Here is a 25,150-nt window from a genome sequence, read left to right on the forward strand (position 1 = left end):
CCGACGACGCATCGTGCGGGGAACGATACGTTGCGTCGCGCCCGTCGAGACGAACGAGGGGGGAGAACAAGACTACGCGCCGCCTTCGCGCGCGGTAGTGGTCAACTACCGTAATTCGGGGCGGCTTAACTCACCGCGTCAACGGCATCGAGTAACTCGTCTCCTCTTCGAGGACGACGGCCCACGTGTCCTCGCAGTCGCAGGACACCTGCTCGAACACCGAGGGGTCCTGCCGCAGGTCGAAGTCCTTGATGGCCTTCTGGACGATATCGTCGCAGTCACCGCAGTTGTGCGGGCCGCGGTCCGACCCGTGGCCGACGGGGTCCGAAACGACGATGGCGTCGACGTCGGCGGTCGATTCGAGCACCTCCGCGACCGACCAGAGCCACGGCGGGCGGTAGCCGCCGTTGAAGAAGAGTTCGTCGACCATCGTGTAACTCTGGACGTTCGTCGGGTTCATCGAGACGGTGTGGCAGTTCTCCACCGCCGCACAGCGACGGACCGAGGATTTCATGTCTTCGAGAGCTTCCGACTCCGAGAGGAACGGCGGCTTCATCAGGAGGTACGCCTTCACGCCCGCGGCGGCGGCGGCGGCCTCCTCGCAGGCGTCCTCGAAGTCCGAGAAGTCGAAGTACTTGTTCACGCAGTCGTGGCGCACTCGGTCCGTCGCCGTCTCCAAACCGACGGCCACGTCCGTCTCCAAGCCGACGCCGGTGAAGTCTTCGAGTTTCTCGCGTTCGACGAAGTCCGGAAGCGACTCGACGACGATTCGCTCTCTGTCGGCGAACGCCTCGCCGATGGCCGCGCGCGTCTCCGCGCCGACTTCGCGTTCGTCGAGGAACGACCCCGAGGTGTAGATTTTGATCAGTTCGGACGGCCCCTCGGCGTTCTCCTCCTCGTGGTCGAGACAGACCCGAATCTGGTCCATCAGCGCCTCGTGGGCGACGCTGCCACCCTCGACGGACTCGGCGACGTACCCGCACATCGTACACCCTCCGGCGCGCGCCCACCGACAGCCGCCGGTGTTGAGGATGATAGTGAGCGACTGTTTGACGCCGTCCGGCGTGTTGTCCTCGTCTATCCAGACGCGCGTCGGTTCGTGCGGGTCGTACGTCTTGTCCTTGCGCGACCGTATCTCGCGCATCACCTGATTGTGGGCGTCCATGCCCTTCCCCCGTTCGTACACTTCGGGGCTCGGCTTACTCATTGTACTCTCGTACCCGGTGAGTCCGTAAATCCGCTTCGTCTACGCCCGGGCGATTCGGGGGGTGGATTCACGTCCCTCGGCTTCGAACGACGGCCGTGCGAACTCGGCGACGCCTCCTCGCGTCAGTCGCCGCCGCCGGGAGCCTCTCTGTTTCGGGGTGCGACGCGTTCCGGTCCCGGCCCGACGAGACGGCGGACCGGACGACGGAGACGACCACGACGCGGAGCGGAGACGCCGGACGCGCGGTAGGCGTGGTGGTCGAGAACGTCTCTCCGTCCGCGCGGTACGTCACCGTCGTCGTCGAAGACGGCGGGGAGGAGTTGTTCGCCGAGAGCGAGTCGTACGCGCCCGACGGAACCGGACAGACGCGGCGGTACTCGGCCGTAGTTCCCCGATTCGGCGAGTACGACGTGGCCGTCGAGACGGCCGACGGGGCGGCGGCGCGCGGGACGGTTCGCGTCGATACCGTTCACGGCGATGCCGAAGTGACCGTCGGCGAGGAGATACGGGTCCGACAGAGCGTGCGGTGTTCGCCCGAGTGCGGTCCCGTCTCGGTGGACGGCGAGTTCGAGCGGTTCGGCGACTCACCGTGGCCGAGACGGGAGGCATCGACGGGGTATGCGGTGAGTATCGCGAACGTCGGCGACGAGGCGCGTCCGGTCGAAGTCGAGTTCGAGGTAGACGGCCGTCGGGTGTTGGACTACCGGTACCGGCCGCACCCGGGAACGGAACTCCGCCTGCCCGTCGTGCCGCCACTGAGGCGGTTCGCACTCGCGGTCACGGCCGCCGACCGGACGTGGCGCGCGGCGTGGGACGACGCGCGGAGCGCGGAGATTCCGCTGGCGTTCGACGGGCGGGGGGTCCGCGTCGACGCGTGGCCCGCCGCGGGCGCGGACCTGACGGTTCGGAACGAACGCGGCCGTCGAGACGTGACGGTCGAAGCCTACAGAGACGGAGAACGAGTCGCCGCGGAGACGGTCGAGTTGGACCGCGGAGAGACGACGCGGGTGGCTGACTTCCTCTCGGAACCCGGCGTCTACGACGTGCGAGTCGTCGGAAACGCCACCGTGACGCGCACGTTCGTCGTCGCGCGGCGGGGCCGACTCCTCGTACGCGCCCGCGACGGCGTGGACGTGTATCTCGTCCGGTGACGCATCTCGTCCGGTGACGCCCCCGACGAACGCGCCGTGGATATATCCCGACAGAGACCGACTGTGGAGACGGATGCGACGAGACGGCGGGCGTCTGCGCCTCACGCGTCGGTCGCTCCTCGCGTCGGTCTCGGGGGTCGGGACTGCGGCCGTGGCCGGATGCAACGAGTCGAGCGAGGAACGGTCGACGCCGACGACGGGCCGGAGATCCGAGACGACGCTGGTCGAACCGTCCCGAACGACGAACGCGGGCGGGGAGGCCTCGTCCAGACTCGACCAGCGACTGTCCGTCGGGAATCCGACCCCCGACGAGACGTATCTCACCGTCGTCGTCGAAGCGCCGGGCGGGGCGAGCGACGGACCGGAGACCGGGGAGACGCCGTTCGTCCGGAGTTTCGACCTGTTCCCCGGCGAACGGAGGCATTTCGATCTGACTCTCGACTCCGCGGAGGCGTACGGCGTCGTCGTCGAACCCGCCGAGAGTCCGCGAGAGACGTTCGAGTGGAGCATCGACGAACGACTCGACGGACTGTCGGTGACGCTCGGCCCCGACGGCGCGTCGTTCTGGCGAACTGTTCGCTGCAGGGCCGACTGCTCGCTCTCGACGTCGGAGACGGCGGCCGACTCGCCTCTCCTGGGCGACGGTCGCGGCCGGTGGTACGCGGCGGCGAGCGTCGCGGTGCAGAACGCCGCGGCGGCGGCGACGGACGTGGCGGTGAGCGTCTCGCTCGGCGGGGAGACGGTGCTCGACGCATCGTACGAACTGCCCGAACGGACGCGGGTCGAACTGCCGGTGACGTTCCGTTCCGGGGCGTACTCCGTCGGCGTGGAACACGGCGGCGGGGAGACGGTGACCGACTGGCGCGTGCCGGAACAACCGACGCTCGTGGTCACGCTTCCGGCCGCGACGGTGGGGTGCGGTCCGGCCAACAGCGAACTCGTCCTCGTCAACGCGGACGACGTCGACCACGAGATGAACGTCGGCGTCTACTCGCCCGACGAGGACGAGCAACTGTTCGACGCTAGCACGACGCTCGAACCGAACGACCGGCGGAGCGTCTCGCCCGTCAGCGCCTCGGGACAGTACCGCCTGCGAGTGGCGGTGGACGACGGTGACCCCTCTTGGACCGACTGGTGGTCGTGTCCCCCGCACGGACCCCTGACCGTCGTCGTCGACGCCACGGGCGACGTATCAGTCTCGTCGTCGCGACGCTAACTTTTCCCGCCGACGGCCCGATATCGAGACGTGCGACTCACGCGCAGACGACTCCTCGCGTCCGTCGTCGGGGAGGTAGCGTCGCCGTCTCGGGGTGCGGAGGCCTCGCGACGCCGGACGACGCGACGACGACGGGGAACGCGGGGCCGAAAGAGGCCGAGTCGGCCGAGAGAGCGACGGCGGAACCGGAGACTCCGACCGACGGTCCCGTCGAGGACGGCGGCGAGGACGAGGCCCGCGGAGTCCGCGTCTCGAACGAGGGGCGACCCCGATACGTGACCGTCGTCGTCGAAACGGACGCGGGTGAGACGGTGTTCGCAGAGAGCAGGCGCCTCCCCGCCGACACCGGCAGTCGGTTCCCCGCGGCGGTCCGACAGTCGGGGCGATACCGCGTCGTCGTCGAGACGGCCGAGGGGGCGCGGACGGCGTTCGAGTGGGACGCGACGGGGCCCGTCGGTGACGCGGCGGTGAGCGTAACCGACGACGGCGTGACCGCGACGCAACTGGTCAGATGCGCGCCCGACTGCGACCCCCTCTCGCGAGGTGGGACGGCGCGGGGCTATCCGAGAGGCGGGTTCGACCCGCGGGGCCGCCGGGCGGACTGCGAGATACGACTCCGAAACGAGACGGACGAGACGCGGTGGTCCTACGTCCGAGTCGGGCGGACACCGCGGATTCTCGACTACCGGTACCGCATCCCTGCGGCGACGACGATTTCGCTTCCGGTGCCGCAGCACTCGGGCGAGACGCACGTCGTAGTAGAGACGACAGACGACGAGACGACGTCGCTCGTCTGGCGGATGGAGACCACGCCGCGACTCGTCGTTCGACTCGGCGTCGACGGTCCTTACGGCGTCGACCGGACGGGCGACTTACGTAACCGCTCGCGGTTACCCCGTCGTAATAACGACTAACAGGGCACAGGTCGTAGTTAACCCTGAATAATAACAATGACAGAATTAGGTGGATTCCAGGACCACGTGGCGCGAGTGGACCTCTCGACGGGGGACGTGCGCTACGAGGGCATCGACGACGAGGACGCGAAAAAGTACATCGGGGCGCGAGGGCTCGGCGTCAAGTACGTGTTCGATCAGGGGCCGGAGGTTGACCCGTTGGGGCCGGACAACCTCCTCGCGTTCATGAACGGCCCGCTGACGGGGACACAGGCTCCGATGAGCGGTCGCATCGCCGTCTGTACGAAATCGCCCCTGACGGGGACGGTGACGGACTCGCACCACGGCGGGTGGTCCGGGGCGCGACTCAAGTGGTCGGGCTTCGACGGCCTCCTGTTCGAGGGGCGGGCGGACGAACCCGTCTACGCCGTCGTCGAAGACGGCGAAGTCGAACTCCACGACGCCTCGCATCTGTGGGGGAAAGGCATCCACGAGACGCGAGACCGACTCGAAGAGGACCACGAGGGGTCGTACGGCAAGAACATGAGCATGATGGCCATCGGTCCCGGCGGCGAGAATCAGGTCCGCTACGCCTGCATCATAAACGAAGACGACAGAGCCTCCGGACGCGGCGGCACGGGCGGCGTCATGGGGTCGAAGAACCTCAAGGCCATCGTCATCAAGTCGGGAACGAAGATGCCAAAGCCCGCGGACGCCGAGACGTTCACCGAAGGCTACCAGCAGGCGATGCAACTCATCACCGAGTCCGACGTCACTGCCCCCAACGAGGGCGGCCTCTCGCTTTACGGTACGAACGTCCTGATGAACCTGACCGAGGAGATGGACGGACTCCCGGTCCGCAACGGGAAGTTCACCTCCGGTCACAGCGAGGCCGAGGCGATGCCCGACGACGTGAACGTAGACCCGGAGGGCGTCTCCGGGGAGAACGTCCGCGAGAACATCCTCGTTGACGAACCGACGTGTCACTCCTGTCCGGTCGCCTGTAAGAAAGAGACCGAAGTCACCATCGAACGCAAGGGTGAGGAACTGAACGTCCGCGGCGAGTCCTACGAGTACGAGTCGGCGTACGCCCTCGGTCCGAACTCGATGAACGACGACCGCGACAAGATAGCGGTCATGATCGACATGTGCAACGACCTCGGCATCGACACCATCGAGGCGGGCAACATGATCGCGATGGCGATGGAGATGACCGAGGAGGGCAAACTCGACGACTTGGGCGAAGGGATAGAGTGGGGCGACGTGGACCACATGATGGACGTGATAGAGGACATCGCCCACCGCGAAACCGAACTCGGCGACCTCCTCGCGGAGGGCGCGCGACGCATCGCGGAACGACACGACGCCCACGACAACCGGTTGGACGTCAAGGGCCAGACCATCGCCGCCTACGACCCCCGTTGCATGAAGGGGATGGGCATCGGCTACGCCACCTCGAACCGCGGGGCGTGTCACCTTCGCGGTTACACGCCGTCCGCGGAGATTCTCGGCATCCCGGAGAAAGTCGATCCCTACGAGTGGGAGGGCAAAGGCGAACTGTGCGCCCTCTTCCAGGACATGCACGCCATCTCCGACAGTTTCGACATCTGCAAGTTCAACGCCTTCGCGGAGGGCATAGAGGAGTACGTCAACCAGTACAACGGCATGACCGGCCGTGACGTGACCGAAGACGAACTGATGGAGACGGGCGACCGCATCTACACGCTCGAACGCTACTACAACAACCTCGCGGGCTTCGACGGGTCCGACGACTCGCTTCCGAACCGGTTCGTCGAGGGCGACAACGCCATGCCCGGACAGGGGGCCTCCGAGGGCCAACTGTGCGAACTCGACCAGATGAAAGAAGAGTACTACGAGCGACGCGGGTGGGTCGACGGCGTCGTTCCGGACGAACGCCTCGAAGAACTCGGCATCGACATCGGCCCCGGAACCGGCGTCTCGCGCGGCAGTGGCGGCGCGACACCCGCGGACGACTGACCGAGGCGGCGAGGTGGCCGCCACGGACGACTGACCGAGACGGCGGGACGGCCGCCACGGACGACTGACCGAGACGGCGGGACGGCCGCCACGGACGACTGACCGACTCGCACGGACTTTTTTCGCGCTTTCCCGCTGCTGAGCGTCGCGTCCGGCGACGCCGTCAGACGACGAACCGCAGAAGCCAAAGCGTCGCCATCCCGACGGAGATGGTGACGAGGATGCTCTCTTTTACGTACCACGTCGCGACGGCGGCGACGACGCCCGCGACGAGACGCTCGTTTCCGGGCGTGACGGCGACGGAACCGTCGACGATGACAAGAGAGGGCGCGACGAGGGCGGCGAACACCGCGGGCGGGACATATCGGAGTGCGCGCATGGCCGGTTCGGGTACCTCGTCGATTCGACCGAACAGGTAGACGAACGACCCCCGGATGGCGAACGTCGCGACGCCGGCGGCGAGGATGACGGCCCAGATGGAGAGCGGTCCGTACTCCGTCGGCATCAGGACTCCACCTCCGTGGGGTCAGCGTCCGAGACGCCGCCGGTGAGTGTTTCGGTGACCACGCCGGCGACGACGCCCGCAGCGGCGCCGACCATCAGACCGAGATTGAACGGGAGGGACAGAGCGTCGCCGACGACGGCGACGGACCCTCCGACTGCCGCCGCGGACACCGCAGGCGGGTTCGAGACGACGGGAACCAAGAGGCCGAGAAAGACGAGCGGAACGGCGAACTCGAGCCCCCACGAGGCGGGGACGCCCGTCCCGAGGAGGACGCCCGCGACGGTGCACACCTGCCAGACGCTCCAGATGAAAAACCCCGCGCCGACGAAGTACCGGCGGCGCGCGTCGGAGTCGAGTTCGTCGTTCGCGTATCGAGCGATAGCGAGAGCGTACGCTTGGTCCGTCAGCACGTACGAACAGAGCGCCTTCCACCGACTGCGGAACGACCGGAAGTACGGGGCGATGGACGCCGAGTACATCGACATCCGGAGGTTGATGACGAGTGCCGTGACGAAGACGACGGCGAGTTCGGCGTTTCTGCCGAGGAGGTCGATAGCGGCCAACTGGGAGGTGCCCGCGAAGACGAAGACGGAGAGTCCCACGGCCTGCGAAAACGTGAGACCGGCCTCGACGGCGGCCACGCCCGAGACGAGACCGAACGGCACGAGTCCCAACGCTATGGGCGCGGCGTCGCGGACGCCGCGGCGGACCTCCGGCGGGACGGGGAGGGTCATGGAGTGGTGACTCGACCGCGGTCACACAAACAGATACCGTTTCGAAGGCGACGCCGCCGCGCCGTCGGGACGTTCTCTCGGCGGGCCCTACGTCGAGTCGCGACCGACGACGAGAGCCTCGCGGATTTCGAGTGCCGTGACGAACTCCTCTCTCCGATCGGTCTTCGACCCGATTCGCCGCAGTTGTTGACCGTGGGCGCGCCTGAGTGCGTCCGCCTCGCGGGACTCCAAGTCGAGTTCCGCACCCACCTCCGTCCAGAAGTCGGTGGAGACGAGAAAGACGACGCGTTCGCCGTCGTCGTAGACGGTTTCGTAGGCGCGTTCGTACTCGTCGAGACGAGAAACGAGACGTCGCTGCGCCCGGCGGACGAGTTCGGGGAGTCTGTCGGGAGAGACGCTGGCTTTCGCCCCCGCGAGGACGAGAACGTCGCCGTCGAGGGGCAGGTCGCCCGACCGCTCTGTGACATCCTCGCTCACGATTACCCTCCGGCGCGCATCGCCTTCTGCGAGAAGCGGTCGACGAGTTCGTCCAGCACCTCGGGGTCGCCCTCGAACGACACTGTCACCTCGGTGAGCGACATCGTCGGTCCGATGGACACCTTCTCGGTGGCGAGCGTCGCCCGCCAGTCGTCGGCGACGACGGTGTCTTCGTCTGCCTCTCTGCCGCCGAGGTTTCCGAGGTAGTGTCTGGCGAGTCGCTTGGAGATGCCTCGAAACGACTTCTCGCGCGTGACCCTCGTCGCGTCGTCGGACACGGCTACCCCCCCGCGACGGGCGGAAACACGCTGAGCGTGTCGCCCGGGTCGAACCGCGTCTCCAACCCGTCTTGGTACTCGACGTCTCGTCCGTTCCGGAGCACGTTCACCTGCGAACGGACGCGTCCGTCTTCGAGCAACTGCCCCGAGAGGCCGTCGAACTCCGTTTCGAGAGCGCGGAGGGCGTCGCCGACGGTGGCGTCCTCGGCGTACTCGCGTTCGATCGTCTTCGACCCGACGGCCTCGCGAAACGTCGCGAAGAACCGTAACTCCACATCCATACGTGGCGGTATGTCTCTGCGGGCAAAAAGGTGCGCGCCCGCGCGTCGTCAGCGCTTTCCGAACCGGATGCCGTCTTCGACGAGGCGGTAGTTTCGCTCCCGGTCTATGTGTTCTGCCAGCCACTCGTGTTCGTGAATCTGCATGACGAGATCGGCCTGCAGGTTGCGCCACGCGATGGCGTATATCGGCGACTGTCCCCACGCGCGGAGTTCGGGGACGAACTCGTCGTACGTCTCCATTCGGTCTTCGAGATGTTCGACGAAGTCGACGACGTGACCCGCCGCCTGCGCGTCGCTTTCGGCGCTCACGAGCAGTTGGTTCAGTCGCGATTCGAGGCCTTCGACTGCTCGCTTCATATCCGCTTTCGCGCTGCCGCCGTCCTCGGGGAGCGAGTCGAGTATCTGCTGGGGAACGCCCAACGAGAGTTCTCGCTCGGTGTCGTCTACCATATCGGGTAGTCGAACTGCCACCCCAAAAAGTCGCGGGACGACGCCGTCGCCGCGGCGGCCGAATACGCGTAGCAGATACCGTCAGTAGAGAATCGTCGACGAACCGCGGTGTGGCTGGCGGCGGGCGTCGCAGGCGGACGATGTCGCCCGACCGAGGCTACTCCGTTCGCTCTGTGAGTCGTTCGGCGACGAGTGCGTCGAAGTCGACGCCCTCGGTTCGGTACTTTTCGCGCAGTTCGACCACCGTTCGGCCCTTCTCGGTTATCTCGTACAGCCCGGAGTTCGGTGCCGGACCGACGCGTTCGACCAGTTCGTAGTCCGCGAGGATCGGGAGGCGCGTGTTGATGTACGACCGATTTTTGTCGAGCACGTAAGAGAGGTTGACGGCCGTGTTTCGTCGCCCGTCGGAGAGGGCCTCTAAGATGTCGAAATCCGTAGGCACCGCCAGCTTCATACGGGCAAACAATCCGGGGCCGAGGGTAAATAGACCCTGCTTATCTGAGTGTCATGAACGGCGGTCAAAATCGATGAACGCGGATGAAGGCGGCCGAAGCGAGAAATTCGAAACGGGTCGAGGACGGTCAGTCGACTCGCTCCCGTTCGTCGACGGCGGCGAGTGCGAACTCTAACTCTTCGGCGATGGACTCGTGTCGGTCGATGGCCTCGCGCAGATGCCGCTTCACCGACGAGAGGTCGGTCGCTCCGTCGTCGCGGTAGTGGACGCGGGCGAGGTACGACTGGAGCGCTCGGGTCGTCTCCGCGTCCGCCGCCAACAGACTCTGGACTGCGGTCCAATCGAGAGCGTCCACGTCGGGTAGTTCGTCGAGAGCGTCGGAGGAATCGTCCGAGCGGTCACACATGATGTCATTTCAGAATCTCGTCTGTATTCAACTCGTTGACCTTTCACGCAGAACAGAGTATTTCGAGCGGTAGAACGGCCGGTTTAATCTCGAAAACGACCCCTAATCGGCGTCGTACGGGTCGTCCGTCCGTTCGACGGTGTCCAACGCGGCGGAGACGAGAGCGTCGCCGTAGTCCGCGCGCGCCGCCGCCTCTGTCACTTTCCCGAGACGAAGGTCCCGGCCGAGTGCTTCTGGGGTTCTGTCTTCGGGCGCGCCGTATCCGCCTGCGCCCGGCGTTCGGATGCTAACGACGCTTCCGGACGGGAGCGACCGGGTCGTCTTCGCGGGAAGTCGCTCTCGAACCGCCCCGTCGTCGTCGACGAGAGCGTCCAGACCCGGACTCCCGTCGTCGCCGCCGTCGAGTCCGTACGGGGCGTTCGTCCGCCGGTCGGCGAGGAGGCTGAACGTCGCCTCGTGGTCGCGAACGCGGATGTCGCGCCGAAGTCCCAGACCGCCGCGGAACTCGCCCGCGCCGCCGGAGTCAGGGCGGAGTTCGTACCGTTCGATCCGGAGGGGGTACGCCGTCTCCAACACCTCCGCGGGCGTGTTCATCGTGTTCGACATGTGGACGTGGACGGCGTCGACGCCGTCTCTCCCGGCGCGTCCACCGAACCCGCCGCCCTGCGTCTCGTAGAACGCGTACGGACTGCCGTCTCGGGGGTCCGTCCCGCCGAAGGTGACGTTGTTCATCGTCCCTTGGGACCCCGCGACCACCCGGTCGGGGACGACGCCGCCGAACGCGCCGAGGACGGCGTCGGTCACCCGTTGACTCGTCTCTAAGTTCCCGCCGACGACCGCCGCGGGCGGCGTCGGGTTCACGATGGTTCCCTCGGGGGCGTCGACCGTCACCGGTCGGTAACAGCCGTGATTCGGCGGGATATCCGGGTCGGTCACGCACCGCACGGCGTAGTACGTCGCCGACGCGGTGACGGCGAAGACGGCGTTTACGGGCCCCTCGGTCTGTGCCGCGGTACCCTCGAAGTCAACGACGACTTCGTCGTCGGAGACGGTGACCGCCACCTCGACGGGTAGGGTCTCGTTTCCGCGCCCGTCGTCGTCGAGTACGTCGGAGAACTCGTACGTTCCGTCGGGTAACTCCGCTATCTCCGCGCGCATCCGCCGTTCGGAGTAGTCTTTGACGGCGTCCAGCGTCGCGTCGAGTTCGTCGCCGTGGTCCGCCGCGAGGTCGGAGAACCGCCGCCGCCCGGTGGCGTTTGCGGCCTCTTGGGCCCGCAGGTCGCCGCGTCGTTCCTCGGGCGTCCGCACGTTCGCGAGGATGATGTCGAGGACGTCCTCGTTCGTCTCGCCGCCCTCGGCGAACTTCACCGGCGGAATCCGAAGCCCCTCTTGGTATATCTCGGTGGAGTCGGCGGCGACGCTCCCCGCGCGGGCGCCGCCGATATCGGCGTGGTGCGCGCGGTTGGCCGCGTACGCGACGACGTCGCCGTCGCGGAACACCGGCGAGACGAGGGTCAGGTCCGGGAGATGCGCCCCGCCGCGGAACGGGTCGTTGAGGAGGACGGAGTCGCCCGGGTCCAGCGTCTCCGGCGGATACCGGTCGATGGCCGCGCGCACGGAGAACGGCATCGCGCCGAGGTGGACGGGCATCGTCTCGGCCTGCGCTATCATCTCCCCGTCGGCGTCGAACAGAGCGGTCGAACAGTCGCGCCGTTCCTTGATGTTCGGCGAGTAGCCGGTCCGAACGAGGTTCGCGTTCATCTCCTCTGCGATGGCCGTACAGGCGTTTCTGACGACTTCGAGCGTCACCGGGTCCACGTCGTCCGCCGCGCCGCCGGGCGCGCCGCCCGCCGAGTCGTCGCTCATTCGCCCACCTCCACGACGAGGTTGGCCGCGTCGTCCACGCGCACGGTCTGTCCGGGATGGACGACGGTGGTACTCTCCTCGCCTTCGACGACGGCGGGGCCCTCGAAGGCGGCGTCCGTCGGGAGTCGCGTCCGGTCGTACACGCGGGCGTCGAACGCCTCGCCGGAGAGGACGACGCGGCGCGTCTCGGTGATAGCATCCTCGACGGACCCCTCCCGCCTCTCGGGTTCGAGATTCGGCGGCGAGACGAGTCCGCGCGCCCGAAGCCGGAGCGTCACGAGTTCGACCGGTTCCTCGGGGTACGCGTGGCCGTACCGCCGTTCGTGCGCCTCGTGGAACCGCTCTCGGGCGTCCGCGAGTTCCGCCTCGTCCACCTCGGGGGCCACCGGAACGGAGAGTTCGAACGACTGCCCGGCGTACCGCAGGTCGACGGACGCCTCGAACCTCGCCGCGTCACCGGCGAACCCCTCGTCTTCGAGTCGTTCGCGGCCGTCTTCGACGAAGTCGGCGAACGCGTCGCGAACGTCGCGGGGGTCGACCTCCGCGAGGGGCCGAACCCGAGAGGTGCTGTAGTCGTACAACACGTCGCTTATCAGGAGACCGAGAGCCGAGAGGACGCCGGCCGTCCGCGGGACGACGACGCGCGGCGCGTCGAGGGCGTCCGCGAGTTCCGCCGCGTGCAGGGGGCCCGCGCCGCCGAAGGCGACGACGGCGAACTCCCTGGGGTCGTAGCCGCGTTCGACGCTGACGACTCGAAGCGCGCGTTCCATGTTCGCGTTCGCGACGTCGACGACGCCTTGGGCGGCCGCCTCGGGCGTCGTCCCCGCCTCCTCGGCGAGCGATTCGAACGCCGCCTCGACGGCGTCTCGCGTCCCCGAGAGGTCGTCTGCGAGGAACGCCTCCGGGTCGATACGGCCCAAGAGGAGGTGCGCGTCCGTGATCGTCGGGTCGGTACCGCCGCGGCCGTAACAGATTGGTCCGGGCTCTGCGCCCGCCGAACGCGGGCCGACGCGGAGTGCGCCGCCGGTGTCCACCCACGCGATGGACCCGCCGCCCGCGCCGACGGTGTGGACGTCCACCGTCGGGACGGAGACGGGGTAGTCGCCCACCGTCGTCTCCGTCGTCACGAGTGGGTCGCCGTCGGTGACCACGGACACGTCGCAGGAGGTACCGCCCATATCCATCGTCACGATGTCCTCGAACCCGCACGCCGTCGCGACGTGCGTCGCGCCCTGCACCCCCGCCGCCGGGCCCGAGAGGAGCGTGTTGACGGGGCGTTCGCGCGCCGCCTCGGCGGTGATGATGCCGCCGTTCGACTGCATTATCTTCAGCGGTGCCTCGACGCCCGCCTCCCGCACGTCCTCGGAGAGGTTTCCCACGTAGCGGTCTATCACGGGTTTCAAAGCGGCGTTCAGCGCCGTCGTCAGCGTTCGTTCGTACTCGCGAATCTCGGGCAGGACGGTCGAGGAGAGAGAAATCGACGCGTCGATGCCCTCTTCACGGAGAATCTCGCGGACGCGCCGTTCGTGCGCGTCGTTCTCGAACGGAAAGAGCAGGGAGACGGCGACGCTCTCGACGCCCGACTCGCGAAGTTCGGCGGCGACGGCGCGCGCGTCCGCCTCCGAGAGCGGTTCTAACTCCTCGCCGCGTTCGTCCACCCGGCCGCGAACCTCGTACCGCCTGTCGCGTTCGACCACCGGGTCGGGCTTCTCCACGTCGAAGTCGTAGATGTCCGGTCGGTTCTGTCGGCCGATTTCGAGGGCGTCGCGAAAGCCCGCCGTCGTGACGAGTGCGGTGTCGGCCCACTCGCCTTCGAGGACGGCGTTCGTCGCCACCGTCGTCCCGTGGCCGAAAAACGACACGGACGACGCCTGTACCCCGTCACGTTCGACGGCGGCGTCCAGCCCGTTCGAGACGCCCCGTTCGGGTGCGTCCGGCGTGGAGGGGACTTTCGTGACGCTCAATCGGCCGTCGCGGACGGTCACCACGTCGGTGAACGTCCCGCCGACGTCGACGCCGACGCGCGTCTCCTCTGTCACTCGGGGCCACCTCGCTCGCGCGTGTCGCTCGCTCGCATACGTCCGATGTGTGCGGCGACCCAACTGAACGTTCGCATCCCGGCGGGCGGCGAAAGCCCTCAAGCGTGCGGAGACACAACTCAGAACAGATGACTCGTCCCGAACGCCGAGAAGACGGCTTCGTCGCGTTCTACCGAGGGTACACGAAGACGTGGATTCACGCGCTCGCCACCGTCGCCCTCACCGCGTTCGGGACGCTGACCACCGTTCACCGCTTTTTCGCCGTCGTCGCCATCGTCGCGTACCTCCTCCCGTTGGTTGTCCAGTACGCGAGGTACGCCTCCGGAGAGACGGACCGGACAGCGGACGGCGCGGGGTCGAACGGTCGGGTGGAGACGGACGAGCTGTCGGCGTCGGGGACGGACGGTGGGCCGGCGTCGAGGACGGATGCCGCGGACGCGACGCCGTCGGACCCGACGTCGAGAGCGGAGGTGGCGGAGACCGAGACGGCGGACTCGGAGACGACCACAGGGACCGACTCGTCGTCCGAACCGCGGTGGACCGCGGTCGATTCGCCGACGGGGGAGACGTTGTTCGACGCCGCGATAGCGGGCGACGACGCCTACGCCGTCGGGTCCGACGGTGTCGTCGTCGCCGGGGCCGGTACCGATGACTGGCGCGTCGTCCTCTCCGACGGCCCCGGAGCGGGGGCGAACGCGCTTCGGGGAATCGACGCCGTGCCGGGCGGCGGCGTCTGGGTGGCCGGTGACGGCGGCGCGGTCGGCCGCTTGGACCCCGACACCGACAGACACGTCGATTACTCCGCGCCGGACGGCGACACGTCGAACGTCGCGGCCGTCGCCGCGGCCGGAGAACCCGGCGACGAGACGGTGCTTCTGGCCGACGGGTCCGGGCGAGTTCGTCGGGGGCGATATCGAGACGGTGAGCTCGCATGGGACGACCCGACCAAACCCGGTAGCGGGTCGAGCATCGCGGCTATCTCGCTCCGCGAGGACGGAAGCGGCTACCTCTGCGACACGAGCGACGGCGTCTACGCGACGAGAGACGGCGGCCGGACGTTCGAGTCGGTCGGTCCGGTCGGGGCGGACGGAACGCTCACCGACGTGGCGGCGACCGAACCCGAAACGTGCCTCGTCGCCGCCGACGACGGCGTGATTCGGAGGTACGACGGGACGACGTGGACACCCCACCGCCTCGGCGACGACCCACTCCGCGCGCTCTCGGCGAGCGGAAATCGGGCCGTCGCGTGCGCCGACGGCGGCACAGTGTACGAGCGGTCCGATTCGAGCGACTGGACCCAGGTTTCGACGCCGACGTCGGCGTCGCTCCGCGGCGTGGCGGTCGGCGACGCGAGGGCGGTCGGCGTCGGAGAAGAAGGCAGTATCGTCGAACGACTCGGCCGAGAGACGGACGCGGCGTGAGAGCGCGTTACTTCTCTTCGACGTGGCGGACTTCGACGGCGACGCCGCGAGTGCTCTCTGTCATCTCGCGTCCGAACATCTCCGCGCGGCCGATGGCGAACGCCTTCGGCCCCTCGACGACGACTTCGTCGCCGGAGCGGATGTCGTTGTCCGCGTCCACGACGCCGGGCGCGAGAACGCTGCCGTGCGGCGCGAAGTTGTCTATCTCCACGCGCTTCGTCGGAGCGTCCGACTCGGCCCACATCCGCGCGCCGCGGAGGGTGAACGAGAGCACGCCGTACTGCGGCACCATCGTCGCGAGTTGCTCGCCGTCGCCGTCTCTGACCTGCAGTTTGGGGTAGCGACTCGTCATCTGGACGTCCGCCGCTCCGAACAACTCGTCGCCCGCGCCGGGGCCGAACTGGTAGTCCGCGAGAGCTTTGACCGTGTTGTGCTCTCGCTCTCGTTTCGAGTACTTCAGTTCGCCGTCCAGCGCCGACATGAGGTTCGAGATGGATTCGGTCGTCGTCGGGTGGTCCGCGACGGTGTACTCGAACGGAACGTCCACCTCGCTCTCGACGCGTTCGCAGATGTCGCGGTAGCCGTGGTCGGGCACGTGCGCGATGACGCGCGGGTAGTCGTTGCGTTCGAGATACCGCCGGAGAACCCGCGCGACGAACTGCTTTTCGTCCTCGGACCACCGGCCGGTCACCACCGAATCGTAGTGTTGGGCCGGGTAGGTGAGTTCGAGTTCCTGCGGGACGACGCCGATGGGCGAGGTCATGGAGGCGAGGTGGCCGCGGAACTGAATCGCGTCGTGGAACTGGCCGTGACTCTGGGACTCGCTGTAGGGCTTTTTCGCCGAACAGGGAACCAAAACGAGCGGGTTGTCGAACCGGCTCTGGTACCGCGTCGTCACGCGTTCTGCGAACCGCTGAATCTCGACGCGCCGGATGGTGTCGGACGTCGCCGCCGACAGTTCGGCGTTCCGGAGCAAGGGCGTTCGCTCCTCGACGTAGCCGTACTGCTGGTCGAACTGACGGAACGCCGCGGTCAACCACTGGTCGTGACGCGCCTGCCCCTCGATGTAGTCGCGGAGGCGTCCGTCGCGGACGCGGCGGCGAACCGTCGCCAGTTCCGTCCGCAGTGCCGTGACGTTGTGGTCGGCGCAGTCGGCGAGAGTGAACTCCTCGCGGGGCGTCCGACACGCCGCGCAGGAACACGGGAGTTCGTCCAGGTCTTCGAGAAAGTACTCGTTTTCGCTCGTGAGGTACATCCCCTCTCTGCCCTTCACGCGGGCGAGTTTCGCGTCCAGAAGGTCCACGCCCGCGTAGGCGAGGGTGGCGGCGTTCCGCGGCGTGGCGACGCCCGAGAGGTAGAGCGCGGTGTCTGCGGGTATCACGTCTTTCACCGCGCGGATCTCGTCTTCGAAGGCGGAGGCGTGGCCGACGAACCCCTGGGCGTCGGCGACGATGTACGCGTCCGCGCCGTAGTCGGCCGCCGTCTCGGCGGTGACGACGGCGGCGTGCGGGTACTCGACGTCGGGGTACTCGACGACGAAGGAAGACTGCACTCGTTCGTCGGTCCCGGCCGGGAACGCCCGGTGGGGGAGGACGGTCAACGCGTCTTCGGACCCCTCGGGGACCTCCTGTTCTGCGGCCCAGAGACTGCCCGCGTCTTCGACCACGTGGTCGACGAGGGCGGGCGTCGTAACGGGGTCCGACAGGCGGAGTTCGCCGATGCGGGCGGCCCCGTCCCGCGAGTGAATCTCGAAATACTCGGTCATGGCTGCGAGTCGGCCGCGGAGAGTGAACTATCTTCCTTTCTCCGACGGCCCGCGCCTGCGGTTTTTTGCGTCCGCCCTCCGTACCGACGACCGTGAAACGAACCGGACCGTGGTCCGCGTCCGAGACGGCGGCGTACCTCCGCGAGACGACGGTCCCGGTTCGCCTCGCCTGTCGGACGCCCGACGACCACCCGTGGATGCTCTCGCTTTGGTACGAGTGGACCGAGAACGGCGACGGAACGCCCGAACTGCGCTGTGCGACCGGTGCCGACGCGGACGTGATTCGCTATCTCCGAGGCGACCCCGAGGTGGCGTTCGAGGTGTCGGAGAACGACCCGCCGTACCGCGGCGTCCGCGGGCGCGGAACGGCGACTATCGAACCCGACGATAGCAAGACGCTGCTTCGGTCGCTTCTGGAGCGATATCTCGGCGGCACCGACAACGAACTCGGAAAGAAGCTGTTGTCGGCGGACCGCGAGGAGGTTCGTATTCGCGTGACCCCCGAACGACTCCACACGTGGGACTTCACGGAGCGAATGCGAGACGTCGGAGAGAGAGACGAGACGGCGACTAGTGAGAAAGACTGATAGTACGCACGGCTGACGGTTCGGTCGATGTCCGCCCTCCCCGGCCCCCTCGTGCGATTGGTTCTCCCGTTCCGCGCCGACGAACCCGCGAACCCGACGCTCGCCGTCCTCGTCGTCCTTGCCGTCGCCGCCCTCGTCGCGTGGAGCGTCGCCGCCACCGTCCCTCTCTTCGAGACGAACGTCTCCGGAACGTCGGTCATCGACAACCCGTCGTACCCCGGGGACGTCCTCTGCGAGAACGACGCCTTCGATCGGACACCGAGCGGTTGTGACGAACCGAAGACGGTCGAGAAGGACCTCGGCGCTCACGCCGCGAAGACGGCCTCGAACCTCGTCGTCCCCTTCGGACTCGCGGTCGTATTCGGGTGGCTAGTCGCCGCGGCGGTCGTCTGGTCGTTCACCGGCGCGTCGCAGGGTGCCGGGACGTTCCGCGACGTTCTCTCGGGGACGGCGTGGGGGTTGGTTCCGTTTCTCCTCCCCGCGGCGGCCCGCCCGTTCCTCGCCGAATCCGCCGCGCGGGCGTTCGACTTCCCCGGAACGCTCGACGGCGTCGCCGCGGGCGTCCGAGCGATTCTCGTCGGGTTCGAGAGCGAACCGCTCGCTTTGCTCTCGTTCGTCGCTCTCGCGTGGTCCGCGTACGTCGTGGCCGGGGGTGCGCTGCGGACGCGGGATGTCACACCCGGACGGGCCGCCCTCGCGGCGTTCGGACCCGCAGTACTCCTCGGAATCCTCTCTTCGGTCGGAAACGCGGTCGGACCGGTGCCCGGAGAAGCGGTCGGTTACGGCGTCGTCTTCGCTCTCGTCGGAGCGCTTCTCGTCGGTGCACCGCGCGGAGTCATCGAACTCAACAAGCAGACGGAACTCATCGGCTTCCGGAACACGCGGCGGGTCGAACCCGAGGAGTGGTACGTCGCGCTTCACCGCTTCGGCGGCCTCGCACTCGTCGGACTCGGATACGCTCTCACCGGGAGTCCGTCGCTTTTGGTTTGAACACGCCGATCAGAGAGTCGGCGACTCGGTCACACCGGACGGGAGAAGACGGGCGGCCGAGGGCGACCGACGGACGGCGAGTGCGCTCAATCGAACGAGACCCACGCGAGAAACGCCAGCCCGATGGTCTCGAAGACTGCCAACAGCATCATCAGTCGCCAGACGATGACGGGCACGGCGGTGCTGAACCACGCGGAGAGTTTCGGATCGACGAGGTACATGTACAGAGCGAGCGCGTTCTCCGCGAGGAGGAAGACGGCGAAGACGAGGAGTCCGAGCGTGTGCTTCGAACGGAGCGCGAGGTAGTTCCGACTCCAGAGCGCCACCAACGCGAGCAACAGTAGGACGTTCGCGGCGGACGCGACGCGCGCGACGTCAACCCAGATGCTCATCTGTTCTCCGTTTCCTTCCGTTCGTGATATACACTTTCCCAAATCTCGCCATACTCAGTCCACCTTCTCCAGAATCGTCTCCACCGTCTCCCAGTTCGCCCGGGCCACGCCGGACGGGAGATACACCGCTCCGTAGTCGTCGCCGCTGTTTTCGACGACGTCGTTGTCCATCAACACGTCGAGGTGGTGACGGACCGTCTTGTAATCTAACTCCAACTCCTCGGCCAGTTGGTTCGCGTTTCGCGGCTGTTCCTCTATCGTGCGAAGGATGCGCGCGCGGTTCGGCCCGCCGCGCGTCCCGGTCAGCACGTACCAGAGGGCAGCCTCCATCACTCGAAAGAGCTTCCCGAAACCATGTAAGCACACCGGACACGTCGGCAACCGCGGAGATTCGCCCGCGACCGGTCGTCTCAGTCGTCGGACGGCACGCGCCCGAGCATCTCCACCGTCACGTCGTCCGGAACACGCGCGAGGGCCGTCTCGGGCCACCCGTCGTGTGCGAGGACGAACTCGGAGTCGGGGTTCGACTCGGCGAGTCGCGCGACGCCCTCGGCGGCCATCTCGTAGGCCGTGGGGTCGGTTCGCTCGGGCACCTCGGCGGTCAGCGGGTACGTCTCCGAGAGGGCGCGCGGGAACGGACCGAACGGCGGGACGACGCGCCACGAGGCGTCGAACGCGTCGCCGGACGCTTTGCCGCCCTCCGTGAGGAGGATGCGTCCCTCGGCGTCGAGTCTGTCGAGTCGGTCGTGGTGACGCACCACCTCGGGACGCCGCGCGCTCTCGGAGGAGAGATAGAAGAACGACCCCTTCGAGGCGGGGTCCTCGCGTTCGAGTTGGTCGGCGTGGTCCAACAGGGCGCGGTAGCCGTCGAGCATCGCCGGATGCGACCGGGCGCGTTCCTCGACGAGTTCGAGGAGTTCGCCCGCGCGAATCGCCTGCTTCACGCGGCGTATCTCCGCAAAGGAGACGTGGAGGTTGTGTTCCGCGAGCAGTCGTTCGCGTTCGTCGCTCGGCGTCTCGCGGAGTTCGTCCGGCGAGTACGCGGAACAGACGGCGCAGGAACACGGGAAGTAGTCGAGGTCTTCGAGATGTTCGGTGCCGTGGGCGGTGAGATAGCGGCCGTCCCGGGCGTAGAGAGCGTAGGCGGCGGAATCGAACAGGTCACAGCCGAGAGCGACGGCGAGAGCGAACATCATCGGATGGCCCGCGCCGAAGAGATGCACCGGCGCGTCCGCGCCGAGTCCGCGTTTCGCGGCGGCGACGGCGTCCACCATGTCGTCGTAGCGGTAGGAGTTCATTAGGGGGACGACGGCACCGACCGGGAACACGTCGAGGTCCGTCGCGTCGGCGATACGCCCCGCGCGTTCGCGGAGGTCGGGATACGTCGAGCCCTGTACGGGCGCGTTGACGAGCATATCGCCGGTGTCCGCCTCTTCTGCGTCGCGGAGGGCTTGCTCGGTCACGTCGAGTTCGCGTTCGGCCTGTTCTCGGGAGACGTCGGGCGGCGTCGGGATGTCCACCGGCGTGGCGATGTCCGTCCCGATGTCGCGTTGGAACTGCAGAATCTGGTCGGTCGTCACGTCGATGTCGCCGTACTCCGCGAGTTGGAACGACCCCGAGTCGGTCATTATCGCGCCGTCGAAGTCGAGCATCTCGTGGAGGCCGACCTCCAGGGCCTCCTCGCGGAGGTGTTCGTTCGTCTTGATGATGTAGGAGTTCGTGATGAGAATCTCCGCGCCGAACTCAGACTGCAGGCGCGCGGGAGAGACCGTCACGATGTTGGGGTTGACGACGGGAAGGAGCGCCGGCGTCTCCACCGTCACTCCCGCGCGGGGGACGGCGAGTTCGCCGATTCGCCCGGCGACGTCCCCGTCGCGTATCTCGAAGTGGTCGCGCATGGGTGGGATTTCCCCGGCGCGTTGCTAAGAGTTGCGTTCGGTCGGTCCGGCGGAACTGCCGACCGAAGAGGTTGCGTTCGGTCGGTCCGGCGGAACTGCCGACCGAAGAGGTTGCGTTCGGTCGGTCCGGCGGAACTGCCGCGGGGAGCGTCAGCTTACGCGGTCGAATCTTCGACTATCGACCCGAAGTTCTCGAAGACGCGCGTCGCGTTCGCGTCCTCGAACCGCAGGTCGGAGTCAGTCCACCCGAAATCAGCCTCCAACCGGCCGCGGAGTCCGGCGGTGAACTCGGGGTGAAACTGGACGGTCCAAAGCGGCGCGTTCCGGTGTCGCGTCGCGAAAGCGGGGTAGTAGTCCGCCGATGCTATCACCTCCATCCCGTCGCCGACGGCGGTGACGGCGTCGCCGTGGACGGCGGGGACGACGGGCGAGACGCCGTCGAAAAGCGGGTCGTCTTCGAACTCCGCGGCGACCAACCGAGCGGTCGTCCCGACGTTCTCGACGCTCCCGCCGAGCGCGTCGTTTACGACTTGATGGCCGAAGCAGACGCCGAGCGTCGGAATCTCCCGCTCGACCAACTCCTCGACCAATCGCCGTTGGTCGTCTATCCACGGGCGGTCCGAGCGTTCGTAGACGCCGGCGGTGCTTCCCGTGAGGACGACGCCGTCCACCGCGCCGGGGTCGAGGCGTTCGCCGACCGGGAAGTCGATTTCGCGAGCGTCGGGGACGTTCTCGGAGAGGGCATCGCAGTGGTACTCGTACTCCGACTCCACCTCGTTTCGGACGACGGCTATCCGTGGGGAACTCACGTCGCCCCGAGGTACGAACGGCCGAGAGATAACAGTACGGTCCGGGGCGTCCGGCGACGCGACAGGGCGGTCAGAAGCCGAGGACGCCCTGCGGCATCGATCCGGAGAGTTTGATGCCGAGGTAGAGTATCGAAAACAGCGTCGCGTTGTAGAACCCGTGGGTCAACGCCGGGACGACGATGTTGTCGGTCAGTTCGTACACCGTCCCGAACACGAGTGTCGGAAGGACGAGAACGGAGATGGTGACGAGTCGCGCCGACGGCGCGCCGATGAGCGACGTGTAGTGTATCGCCGCGAAGATGAGGCTCGCGAAGGGGATGGCGACGAACGGCGAGAACGACTCTCGGAGGCGGCGTTGGACGACGCCGCGGAACAGCAACTCCTCGCCGGGGCCGATGACGAGAATCGCCGCGGGGATGAGAAGCAACAGCACCTCGGGGTTCTCGAACCCGGTCTGTGCGGCTTGGTTCTGCGCCGTCTGGACGCCCAGCGTCGTCACGACGTACGACGCGGAGATGGCGAGGCCGAACGCGCCGATGAACCCGACGGCGACGAAGACCAGGTCGCGGAACGTCGGGACGCGGACGCCGACCCACGACCAGTCGTAGCCGCAGAACCGGAGGTACGCGGCGGCGACGCCGCCGAATCCGACGCCCGTCGCGAGGACCAACGAGAGGACGATAGCCACGAGCGGCGTTATCTCGACGCCCGCGAGAGAAAGCGAGACGACGGCGGCGACGACCAGTAGCGAACCGAGGCCGATGCCGACGCCGGCCATGAGGATGGCGACGACGACGGCGCGGAGTGCGCTTCCGGACGAGTCGGTCGAATCAGGACCGCCGAGGCCGGATTCGGCCGTCTCCGTGGAGGTTTCCGAGGACACACCCCCACTTCGTTCTCAGCTATCAAAATGGTTCGTCTTCGCGGACGCGTCTCACGGTCACCGCTCTGTCAGTTCGTACCGGGTGAGTCCGACGACGGCGCGGCCGTCGCGGAGGCGGCCGTCTACGGCCGCCGCGAGAACGTCGTCGTAGTCTTCGACGGTGACGCGGATACTCTCGTTGAAGTCGAGTTCCTGCTCTGCGGTCGGTTCGCAGTCGCGCGCGACGAAGAAGTGGTGGACGCTGTTCAACAGGCCGTTTGCGGGTTCGACCGTACAGAGGTGCGACACCTCGCCCGCCTCGTACCCCGTCTCCTCGGCCAGTTCGCGCCGCGCCGCGACGCTCAGGTCCGCGTCGTCGGGTTCGACGGTTCCCGCCGGGAGGCCGCGACTGACTCGGCCGACGGCCTGTCGCCACTCCTCTATCACGACCACGTCGCCGTCGGGCGTGAAGGGGAGAACGACCACCGCGGGGGGTTCCTCGACGTAGTGAAACTCCGACTCCGTCCCGTCCGGCAACACCACGTCGTCTCTGCGAACGTCGAACCCCGGACAGGAGTAATCGACCGCAGAGTCCGCCGTTTCCCACGCCAACTCGTCCGTCTCGGCTCTCGTCTCGTCCGTCATGGCTCCGAGTCGAACCGTCGCGTGCAAAAAAGCGCGTGGTCGGCGTCTCAGTCGCGGACGGTTCCCCAGACGACGAGTCCGCCGCCCGCGAGAACCGACAGAAGCGAGACGAGAGAGACGGCGACGTGAACCTCCGAGAACCAGAACGGAACTTGGAGGCCCGTCTGGACGACCATGAGGAGGAACGAAAGCACCGGTATCTTCCCCTCGCCCGTCACCGCCCCGTCTCCGGCGTCACCGTAAGTGGTGCCGCCGACGGTTTCGCCCTCGGGGAGGCGTTCGGCCTCGTAGGGCACCTGCGGTGTCTTGTAACTCCAGACCACCTGTCCGGACTCGTTGACCTCGACGACGCGTTGGTTCAGCGAGTCGGTGACGAGGGTGTTCCCGTTCGAGAGGCGGTCGGCGTCGCGCGGCCAACTGAACGGGACGCCCTCCGCGCCGTAGAGCGACCACGCCTCCTCCCACTCGCCCGTCTCCTCGTTGCGGTGGAGTTCGACGACTCGGTCGTTGTGACTGTCCGCGACGAGGACCGACCCGTTATCGAGCCACTGGGGGTTGTGCTGTTGGCGCAGGAGCGTCGGGTCGCCTCTGCCGTTGCCGCTTTCGTCCTCGTTTATCACCTCGACGACGCCCTCGCCGCGTTCGACGACGACGAGTTGGTGGGCGTTACGGACGGAGACGAGATAGCGGTCCTCGCCGACGACGTCCACGTCGTTGATGTGGAGCCAATCCTCCCGCGTCGGGTCGTCGGGCGCGTCGTACTGCGAACTCGCGTTCCACTGCCACGTCACCTCGTCGCCTTTCACGGTGAAGATGCGCTCGTACTCCATGTCCGTCACGAGAAACTCCCCGGAGGAGAGCAGTTCCACGTCGTGGACTTCACTGTTCACGCGCGTCCGCACCGGGAAGGAGTACTCGTAGACGATTTCGGGGGCGGCGCTCCCGTCGTCGGCGTTCGGGTCGATGACGCGGAACCCGGTCTGCGTACAGGGCGAGTCGTACGGGCCGCAGTCCTCGTAGCCGGAGTCCATGAACCCCGCGAGGACGCTCCCGTTTTCGAGCATCGTCACGTCGAAGTAGCTGTCCGTGTCGCCCGCGCGCCACGCCGTCTCCTTGCCTTCGAGCAGGTAGACGGAGCCTTTCTCGTGGAGTCCGGGGCCGCCGCCTTGCGACCCGACGAGCGTCTGCTGGGAGTCGTCGCCGCCCGACGCCGCGCCGACGTCCGGCGCGAGAACCGCGCCGAGAGCCAACGAGACGAGAAGCAGGGCGACGCCGAAGACGGCCAACGCCGTCCCCGCGCGCCGCGGCGAGTCGCCGAGAGATGGAGCCATGAGTTGGCTATCCAAACCGGCGGACCGACGAAAAAGCGTTCGGAACGGTCGGCGGGGGCTCAGGCGACTTTCAGTTCGAGCGTGTAGCCGAACGGGTCCGTCACGTAGACGGCGGGGTTCGTCCCCGTCGCGCCCAACGGGTCGAGTTCTCGGTCCACCTCGATTCCGGCCGCGTCGAGTTCGGCCTTCAGAGACTCCGCGTCGCCCGAGACGGTCACCGCGAGGTGGTCGAAGTTCGACGACGACGGCGGTTCGAACGCCGGGTCCGGTTGGACGTGGACGACGTGGGCCGGCGCGAGGCGGACCGAGAAGAACGGTTTCTCGCCCGCCTCGAACAGGTCGAGGTTCTCCAGTTCGAGACCCAACCCGTCGCGGTAGAACGCCACCGCCTCGTCGACGCCGTCTTCGGGGATGTGGAGGTTCACGTGGTCGATTGCTTCGACGTCCATGCGCGAGTGTTCGGTCGGGGAGGTGAAAACGGTCCGCCCGCCGTCG

27 protein-coding genes are annotated in these 25,150 nt (G+C 67.4%); 7 read left to right on the plus strand and 20 right to left on the minus strand.

All coding sequences use genetic code 11. The features are described from left to right. Positions 1-130: 130 nt before the first annotated feature. Positions 131-1,207 carry an archaeosine biosynthesis radical SAM protein RaSEA gene (locus tag BM167_RS11545; RefSeq protein WP_092892593.1) on the minus strand — a complete coding sequence of 359 codons (1,077 nt, stop codon included), beginning with the start codon at positions 1,205-1,207 and terminating at the stop codon, positions 131-133. A 95-nt stretch (positions 1,208-1,302) separates the two neighbouring features. Between BM167_RS11545 and BM167_RS11550 the strand changes: the two genes are divergently transcribed. The 4 genes from BM167_RS11550 (at position 1,303) to BM167_RS11565 (ending at position 6,465) form a co-directional block, all read left to right on the plus strand. Further along, entirely contained in the window at positions 1,303-2,358 is a 1,056-nt protein-coding gene (locus BM167_RS11550) for an Ig-like domain-containing protein (RefSeq protein WP_092892595.1), read from the plus strand. 73 nt (positions 2,359-2,431) lie between these two features. Then, positions 2,432-3,574 (plus strand): Ig-like domain-containing protein, encoded by a 1,143-nt coding sequence (locus tag BM167_RS11555; RefSeq protein WP_092892597.1) that lies wholly within the window; start codon positions 2,432-2,434, stop codon positions 3,572-3,574. Positions 3,575-3,849: 275 nt separating this feature from the next. Next, positions 3,850-4,488 (plus strand): Ig-like domain-containing protein, encoded by a 639-nt coding sequence (locus BM167_RS18155; RefSeq protein ID WP_143095499.1) that lies wholly within the window; start codon positions 3,850-3,852, stop codon positions 4,486-4,488. 36 nt (positions 4,489-4,524) lie between these two features. After that, positions 4,525-6,465: an aldehyde ferredoxin oxidoreductase family protein gene (locus tag BM167_RS11565; protein ID WP_092892601.1), complete on the plus strand. Its 1,941-nt coding sequence runs from the start codon at positions 4,525-4,527 to the stop codon at positions 6,463-6,465. A gap of 163 nt (positions 6,466-6,628) precedes the next feature. Here the strand turns inward: BM167_RS11565 and BM167_RS11570 are convergent, their stop codons facing one another. From BM167_RS11570 to BM167_RS11615, 10 genes are all read right to left on the minus strand, one after another. After that, complete coding sequence (locus BM167_RS11570) at positions 6,629-6,970, minus strand: AzlD domain-containing protein (protein WP_092892602.1); 342 nt, start codon at positions 6,968-6,970, stop codon at positions 6,629-6,631. Further along, positions 6,970-7,704: an AzlC family ABC transporter permease gene (locus tag BM167_RS11575; protein WP_092892604.1), complete on the minus strand. Its 735-nt coding sequence runs from the start codon at positions 7,702-7,704 to the stop codon at positions 6,970-6,972. Before BM167_RS11575 ends, BM167_RS11570 begins: the two co-directional genes overlap by 1 nt. Before the next feature lie 87 nt (positions 7,705-7,791). Next, positions 7,792-8,181, minus strand: coding sequence for a DUF8048 family protein (locus tag BM167_RS11580; protein WP_177213343.1), 390 nt, complete (start codon positions 8,179-8,181; stop codon positions 7,792-7,794). A gap of 2 nt (positions 8,182-8,183) precedes the next feature. After that, positions 8,184-8,459 carry a MoaD-like domain-containing protein gene (locus BM167_RS11585; RefSeq protein ID WP_092892606.1) on the minus strand — a complete coding sequence of 92 codons (276 nt, stop codon included), beginning with the start codon at positions 8,457-8,459 and terminating at the stop codon, positions 8,184-8,186. A gap of 2 nt (positions 8,460-8,461) precedes the next feature. After that, the gene (locus BM167_RS11590; protein WP_092892608.1) at positions 8,462-8,740 is read right to left on the minus strand and encodes a ubiquitin-like small modifier protein 1; all 279 of its coding nucleotides are present in this window, start codon (positions 8,738-8,740) and stop codon (positions 8,462-8,464) included. 48 nt (positions 8,741-8,788) lie between these two features. After that, positions 8,789-9,190 (minus strand): DUF7971 family protein, encoded by a 402-nt coding sequence (locus BM167_RS11595; RefSeq protein WP_092892610.1) that lies wholly within the window; start codon positions 9,188-9,190, stop codon positions 8,789-8,791. A 157-nt stretch (positions 9,191-9,347) separates the two neighbouring features. After that, positions 9,348-9,644, minus strand: coding sequence for a helix-turn-helix domain-containing protein (locus tag BM167_RS11600; protein WP_092892612.1), 297 nt, complete (start codon positions 9,642-9,644; stop codon positions 9,348-9,350). 127 nt (positions 9,645-9,771) lie between these two features. After that, the gene (locus BM167_RS11605) at positions 9,772-10,050 is read right to left on the minus strand and encodes a DUF8103 family protein (protein WP_092892614.1); all 279 of its coding nucleotides are present in this window, start codon (positions 10,048-10,050) and stop codon (positions 9,772-9,774) included. A 102-nt stretch (positions 10,051-10,152) separates the two neighbouring features. Continuing rightward, on the minus strand, positions 10,153-11,916 hold the full coding sequence (locus BM167_RS11610) for a hydantoinase B/oxoprolinase family protein (protein WP_092892616.1): 1,764 nt from the start codon (positions 11,914-11,916) through the stop codon (positions 10,153-10,155). Further along, positions 11,913-13,955, minus strand: a complete 2,043-nt coding sequence (locus BM167_RS11615) for a hydantoinase/oxoprolinase family protein (RefSeq protein WP_092892618.1) — start codon at positions 13,953-13,955, stop codon at positions 11,913-11,915. Before BM167_RS11615 ends, BM167_RS11610 begins: the two co-directional genes overlap by 4 nt. Before the next feature lie 128 nt (positions 13,956-14,083). On the opposite strand from BM167_RS11615, the gene BM167_RS11620 reads away from it, so the two are divergent. Further along, complete coding sequence (locus tag BM167_RS11620; protein WP_092892620.1) at positions 14,084-15,376, plus strand: sialidase family protein; 1,293 nt, start codon at positions 14,084-14,086, stop codon at positions 15,374-15,376. A 7-nt stretch (positions 15,377-15,383) separates the two neighbouring features. Here the strand turns inward: BM167_RS11620 and arcS are convergent, their stop codons facing one another. Beyond that, positions 15,384-17,141, minus strand: a complete 1,758-nt coding sequence (gene arcS, locus BM167_RS11625; protein ID WP_092892622.1) for an archaeosine synthase subunit alpha — start codon at positions 17,139-17,141, stop codon at positions 15,384-15,386. Positions 17,142-17,233: 92 nt separating this feature from the next. Here arcS and BM167_RS11630 point away from each other — a divergent pair, with 92 nt between their 5' ends. Both BM167_RS11630 and BM167_RS11635 read left to right on the plus strand, forming a co-directional pair. Continuing rightward, on the plus strand, positions 17,234-17,728 hold the full coding sequence (locus tag BM167_RS11630) for a pyridoxamine 5'-phosphate oxidase family protein (protein ID WP_092892624.1): 495 nt from the start codon (positions 17,234-17,236) through the stop codon (positions 17,726-17,728). 27 nt (positions 17,729-17,755) lie between these two features. Continuing rightward, complete coding sequence (locus BM167_RS11635) at positions 17,756-18,718, plus strand: Yip1 family protein (RefSeq protein WP_092892626.1); 963 nt, start codon at positions 17,756-17,758, stop codon at positions 18,716-18,718. An 86-nt stretch (positions 18,719-18,804) separates the two neighbouring features. Here the strand turns inward: BM167_RS11635 and BM167_RS11640 are convergent, their stop codons facing one another. The 8 genes from BM167_RS11640 to BM167_RS11675 form a co-directional block, all read right to left on the minus strand. After that, positions 18,805-19,110, minus strand: coding sequence for a DUF8036 family membrane protein (locus tag BM167_RS11640; protein ID WP_092892628.1), 306 nt, complete (start codon positions 19,108-19,110; stop codon positions 18,805-18,807). Positions 19,111-19,164: 54 nt separating this feature from the next. After that, on the minus strand, positions 19,165-19,440 hold the full coding sequence (locus BM167_RS11645) for an ArsR/SmtB family transcription factor (protein WP_092892630.1): 276 nt from the start codon (positions 19,438-19,440) through the stop codon (positions 19,165-19,167). Positions 19,441-19,520: 80 nt separating this feature from the next. Continuing rightward, positions 19,521-21,008 (minus strand): tRNA guanosine(15) transglycosylase TgtA, encoded by a 1,488-nt coding sequence (tgtA, locus tag BM167_RS11650; protein ID WP_092892632.1) that lies wholly within the window; start codon positions 21,006-21,008, stop codon positions 19,521-19,523. 155 nt (positions 21,009-21,163) lie between these two features. Continuing rightward, the gene (locus BM167_RS11655; protein ID WP_092892634.1) at positions 21,164-21,817 is read right to left on the minus strand and encodes a type 1 glutamine amidotransferase; all 654 of its coding nucleotides are present in this window, start codon (positions 21,815-21,817) and stop codon (positions 21,164-21,166) included. A 70-nt stretch (positions 21,818-21,887) separates the two neighbouring features. Continuing rightward, complete coding sequence (locus BM167_RS11660; protein ID WP_092893087.1) at positions 21,888-22,595, minus strand: CPBP family intramembrane glutamic endopeptidase; 708 nt, start codon at positions 22,593-22,595, stop codon at positions 21,888-21,890. 162 nt (positions 22,596-22,757) lie between these two features. Next, positions 22,758-23,324: an NUDIX hydrolase gene (locus tag BM167_RS11665; RefSeq protein ID WP_092892636.1), complete on the minus strand. Its 567-nt coding sequence runs from the start codon at positions 23,322-23,324 to the stop codon at positions 22,758-22,760. A gap of 47 nt (positions 23,325-23,371) precedes the next feature. Next, positions 23,372-24,655, minus strand: coding sequence for a hypothetical protein (locus BM167_RS11670; RefSeq protein ID WP_092892638.1), 1,284 nt, complete (start codon positions 24,653-24,655; stop codon positions 23,372-23,374). 59 nt (positions 24,656-24,714) lie between these two features. After that, positions 24,715-25,104: a VOC family protein gene (locus BM167_RS11675; RefSeq protein WP_092892640.1), complete on the minus strand. Its 390-nt coding sequence runs from the start codon at positions 25,102-25,104 to the stop codon at positions 24,715-24,717. Positions 25,105-25,150: the final 46 nt, after the last annotated feature.

The organism is Halopelagius inordinatus (genome assembly GCF_900113245.1).
Classification (GTDB): Archaea; Halobacteriota; Halobacteria; order Halobacteriales; family Haloferacaceae; genus Halopelagius; species Halopelagius inordinatus.

Excerpts from the sequence above, each read along its gene's own strand:
- BM167_RS11545 (WP_092892593.1), bottom strand. The coding sequence starts at position 1,207 with ATGAGTAAGCCGAGCCCCGAAGTGTACGAACGGGGGAAGGGCATGGAC.
- BM167_RS11555 (WP_092892597.1), top strand. The coding sequence starts at position 2,432 with ATGCGACGAGACGGCGGGCGTCTGCGCCTCACGCGTCGGTCGCTCCTC.
- BM167_RS11565 (WP_092892601.1), top strand. The coding sequence starts at position 4,525 with ATGACAGAATTAGGTGGATTCCAGGACCACGTGGCGCGAGTGGACCTC.
- BM167_RS11570 (WP_092892602.1), bottom strand. The coding sequence starts at position 6,970 with ATGCCGACGGAGTACGGACCGCTCTCCATCTGGGCCGTCATCCTCGCC.
- BM167_RS11575 (WP_092892604.1), bottom strand. The coding sequence starts at position 7,704 with ATGACCCTCCCCGTCCCGCCGGAGGTCCGCCGCGGCGTCCGCGACGCC.
- BM167_RS11590 (WP_092892608.1), bottom strand. The coding sequence starts at position 8,740 with ATGGATGTGGAGTTACGGTTCTTCGCGACGTTTCGCGAGGCCGTCGGG.
- BM167_RS11595 (WP_092892610.1), bottom strand. The coding sequence starts at position 9,190 with ATGGTAGACGACACCGAGCGAGAACTCTCGTTGGGCGTTCCCCAGCAG.
- BM167_RS11600 (WP_092892612.1), bottom strand. The coding sequence starts at position 9,644 with ATGAAGCTGGCGGTGCCTACGGATTTCGACATCTTAGAGGCCCTCTCC.
- BM167_RS11605 (WP_092892614.1), bottom strand. The coding sequence starts at position 10,050 with ATGTGTGACCGCTCGGACGATTCCTCCGACGCTCTCGACGAACTACCC.
- BM167_RS11610 (WP_092892616.1), bottom strand. The coding sequence starts at position 11,916 with ATGAGCGACGACTCGGCGGGCGGCGCGCCCGGCGGCGCGGCGGACGAC.
- BM167_RS11620 (WP_092892620.1), top strand. The coding sequence starts at position 14,084 with ATGACTCGTCCCGAACGCCGAGAAGACGGCTTCGTCGCGTTCTACCGA.
- arcS (WP_092892622.1), bottom strand. The coding sequence starts at position 17,141 with ATGACCGAGTATTTCGAGATTCACTCGCGGGACGGGGCCGCCCGCATC.
- BM167_RS11635 (WP_092892626.1), top strand. The coding sequence starts at position 17,756 with ATGTCCGCCCTCCCCGGCCCCCTCGTGCGATTGGTTCTCCCGTTCCGC.
- BM167_RS11640 (WP_092892628.1), bottom strand. The coding sequence starts at position 19,110 with ATGAGCATCTGGGTTGACGTCGCGCGCGTCGCGTCCGCCGCGAACGTC.
- BM167_RS11645 (WP_092892630.1), bottom strand. The coding sequence starts at position 19,440 with ATGGAGGCTGCCCTCTGGTACGTGCTGACCGGGACGCGCGGCGGGCCG.
- tgtA (WP_092892632.1), bottom strand. The coding sequence starts at position 21,008 with ATGCGCGACCACTTCGAGATACGCGACGGGGACGTCGCCGGGCGAATC.
- BM167_RS11660 (WP_092893087.1), bottom strand. The coding sequence starts at position 22,595 with ATGGCCGGCGTCGGCATCGGCCTCGGTTCGCTACTGGTCGTCGCCGCC.
- BM167_RS11665 (WP_092892636.1), bottom strand. The coding sequence starts at position 23,324 with ATGACGGACGAGACGAGAGCCGAGACGGACGAGTTGGCGTGGGAAACG.
- BM167_RS11670 (WP_092892638.1), bottom strand. The coding sequence starts at position 24,655 with ATGGCTCCATCTCTCGGCGACTCGCCGCGGCGCGCGGGGACGGCGTTG.
- BM167_RS11675 (WP_092892640.1), bottom strand. The coding sequence starts at position 25,104 with ATGGACGTCGAAGCAATCGACCACGTGAACCTCCACATCCCCGAAGAC.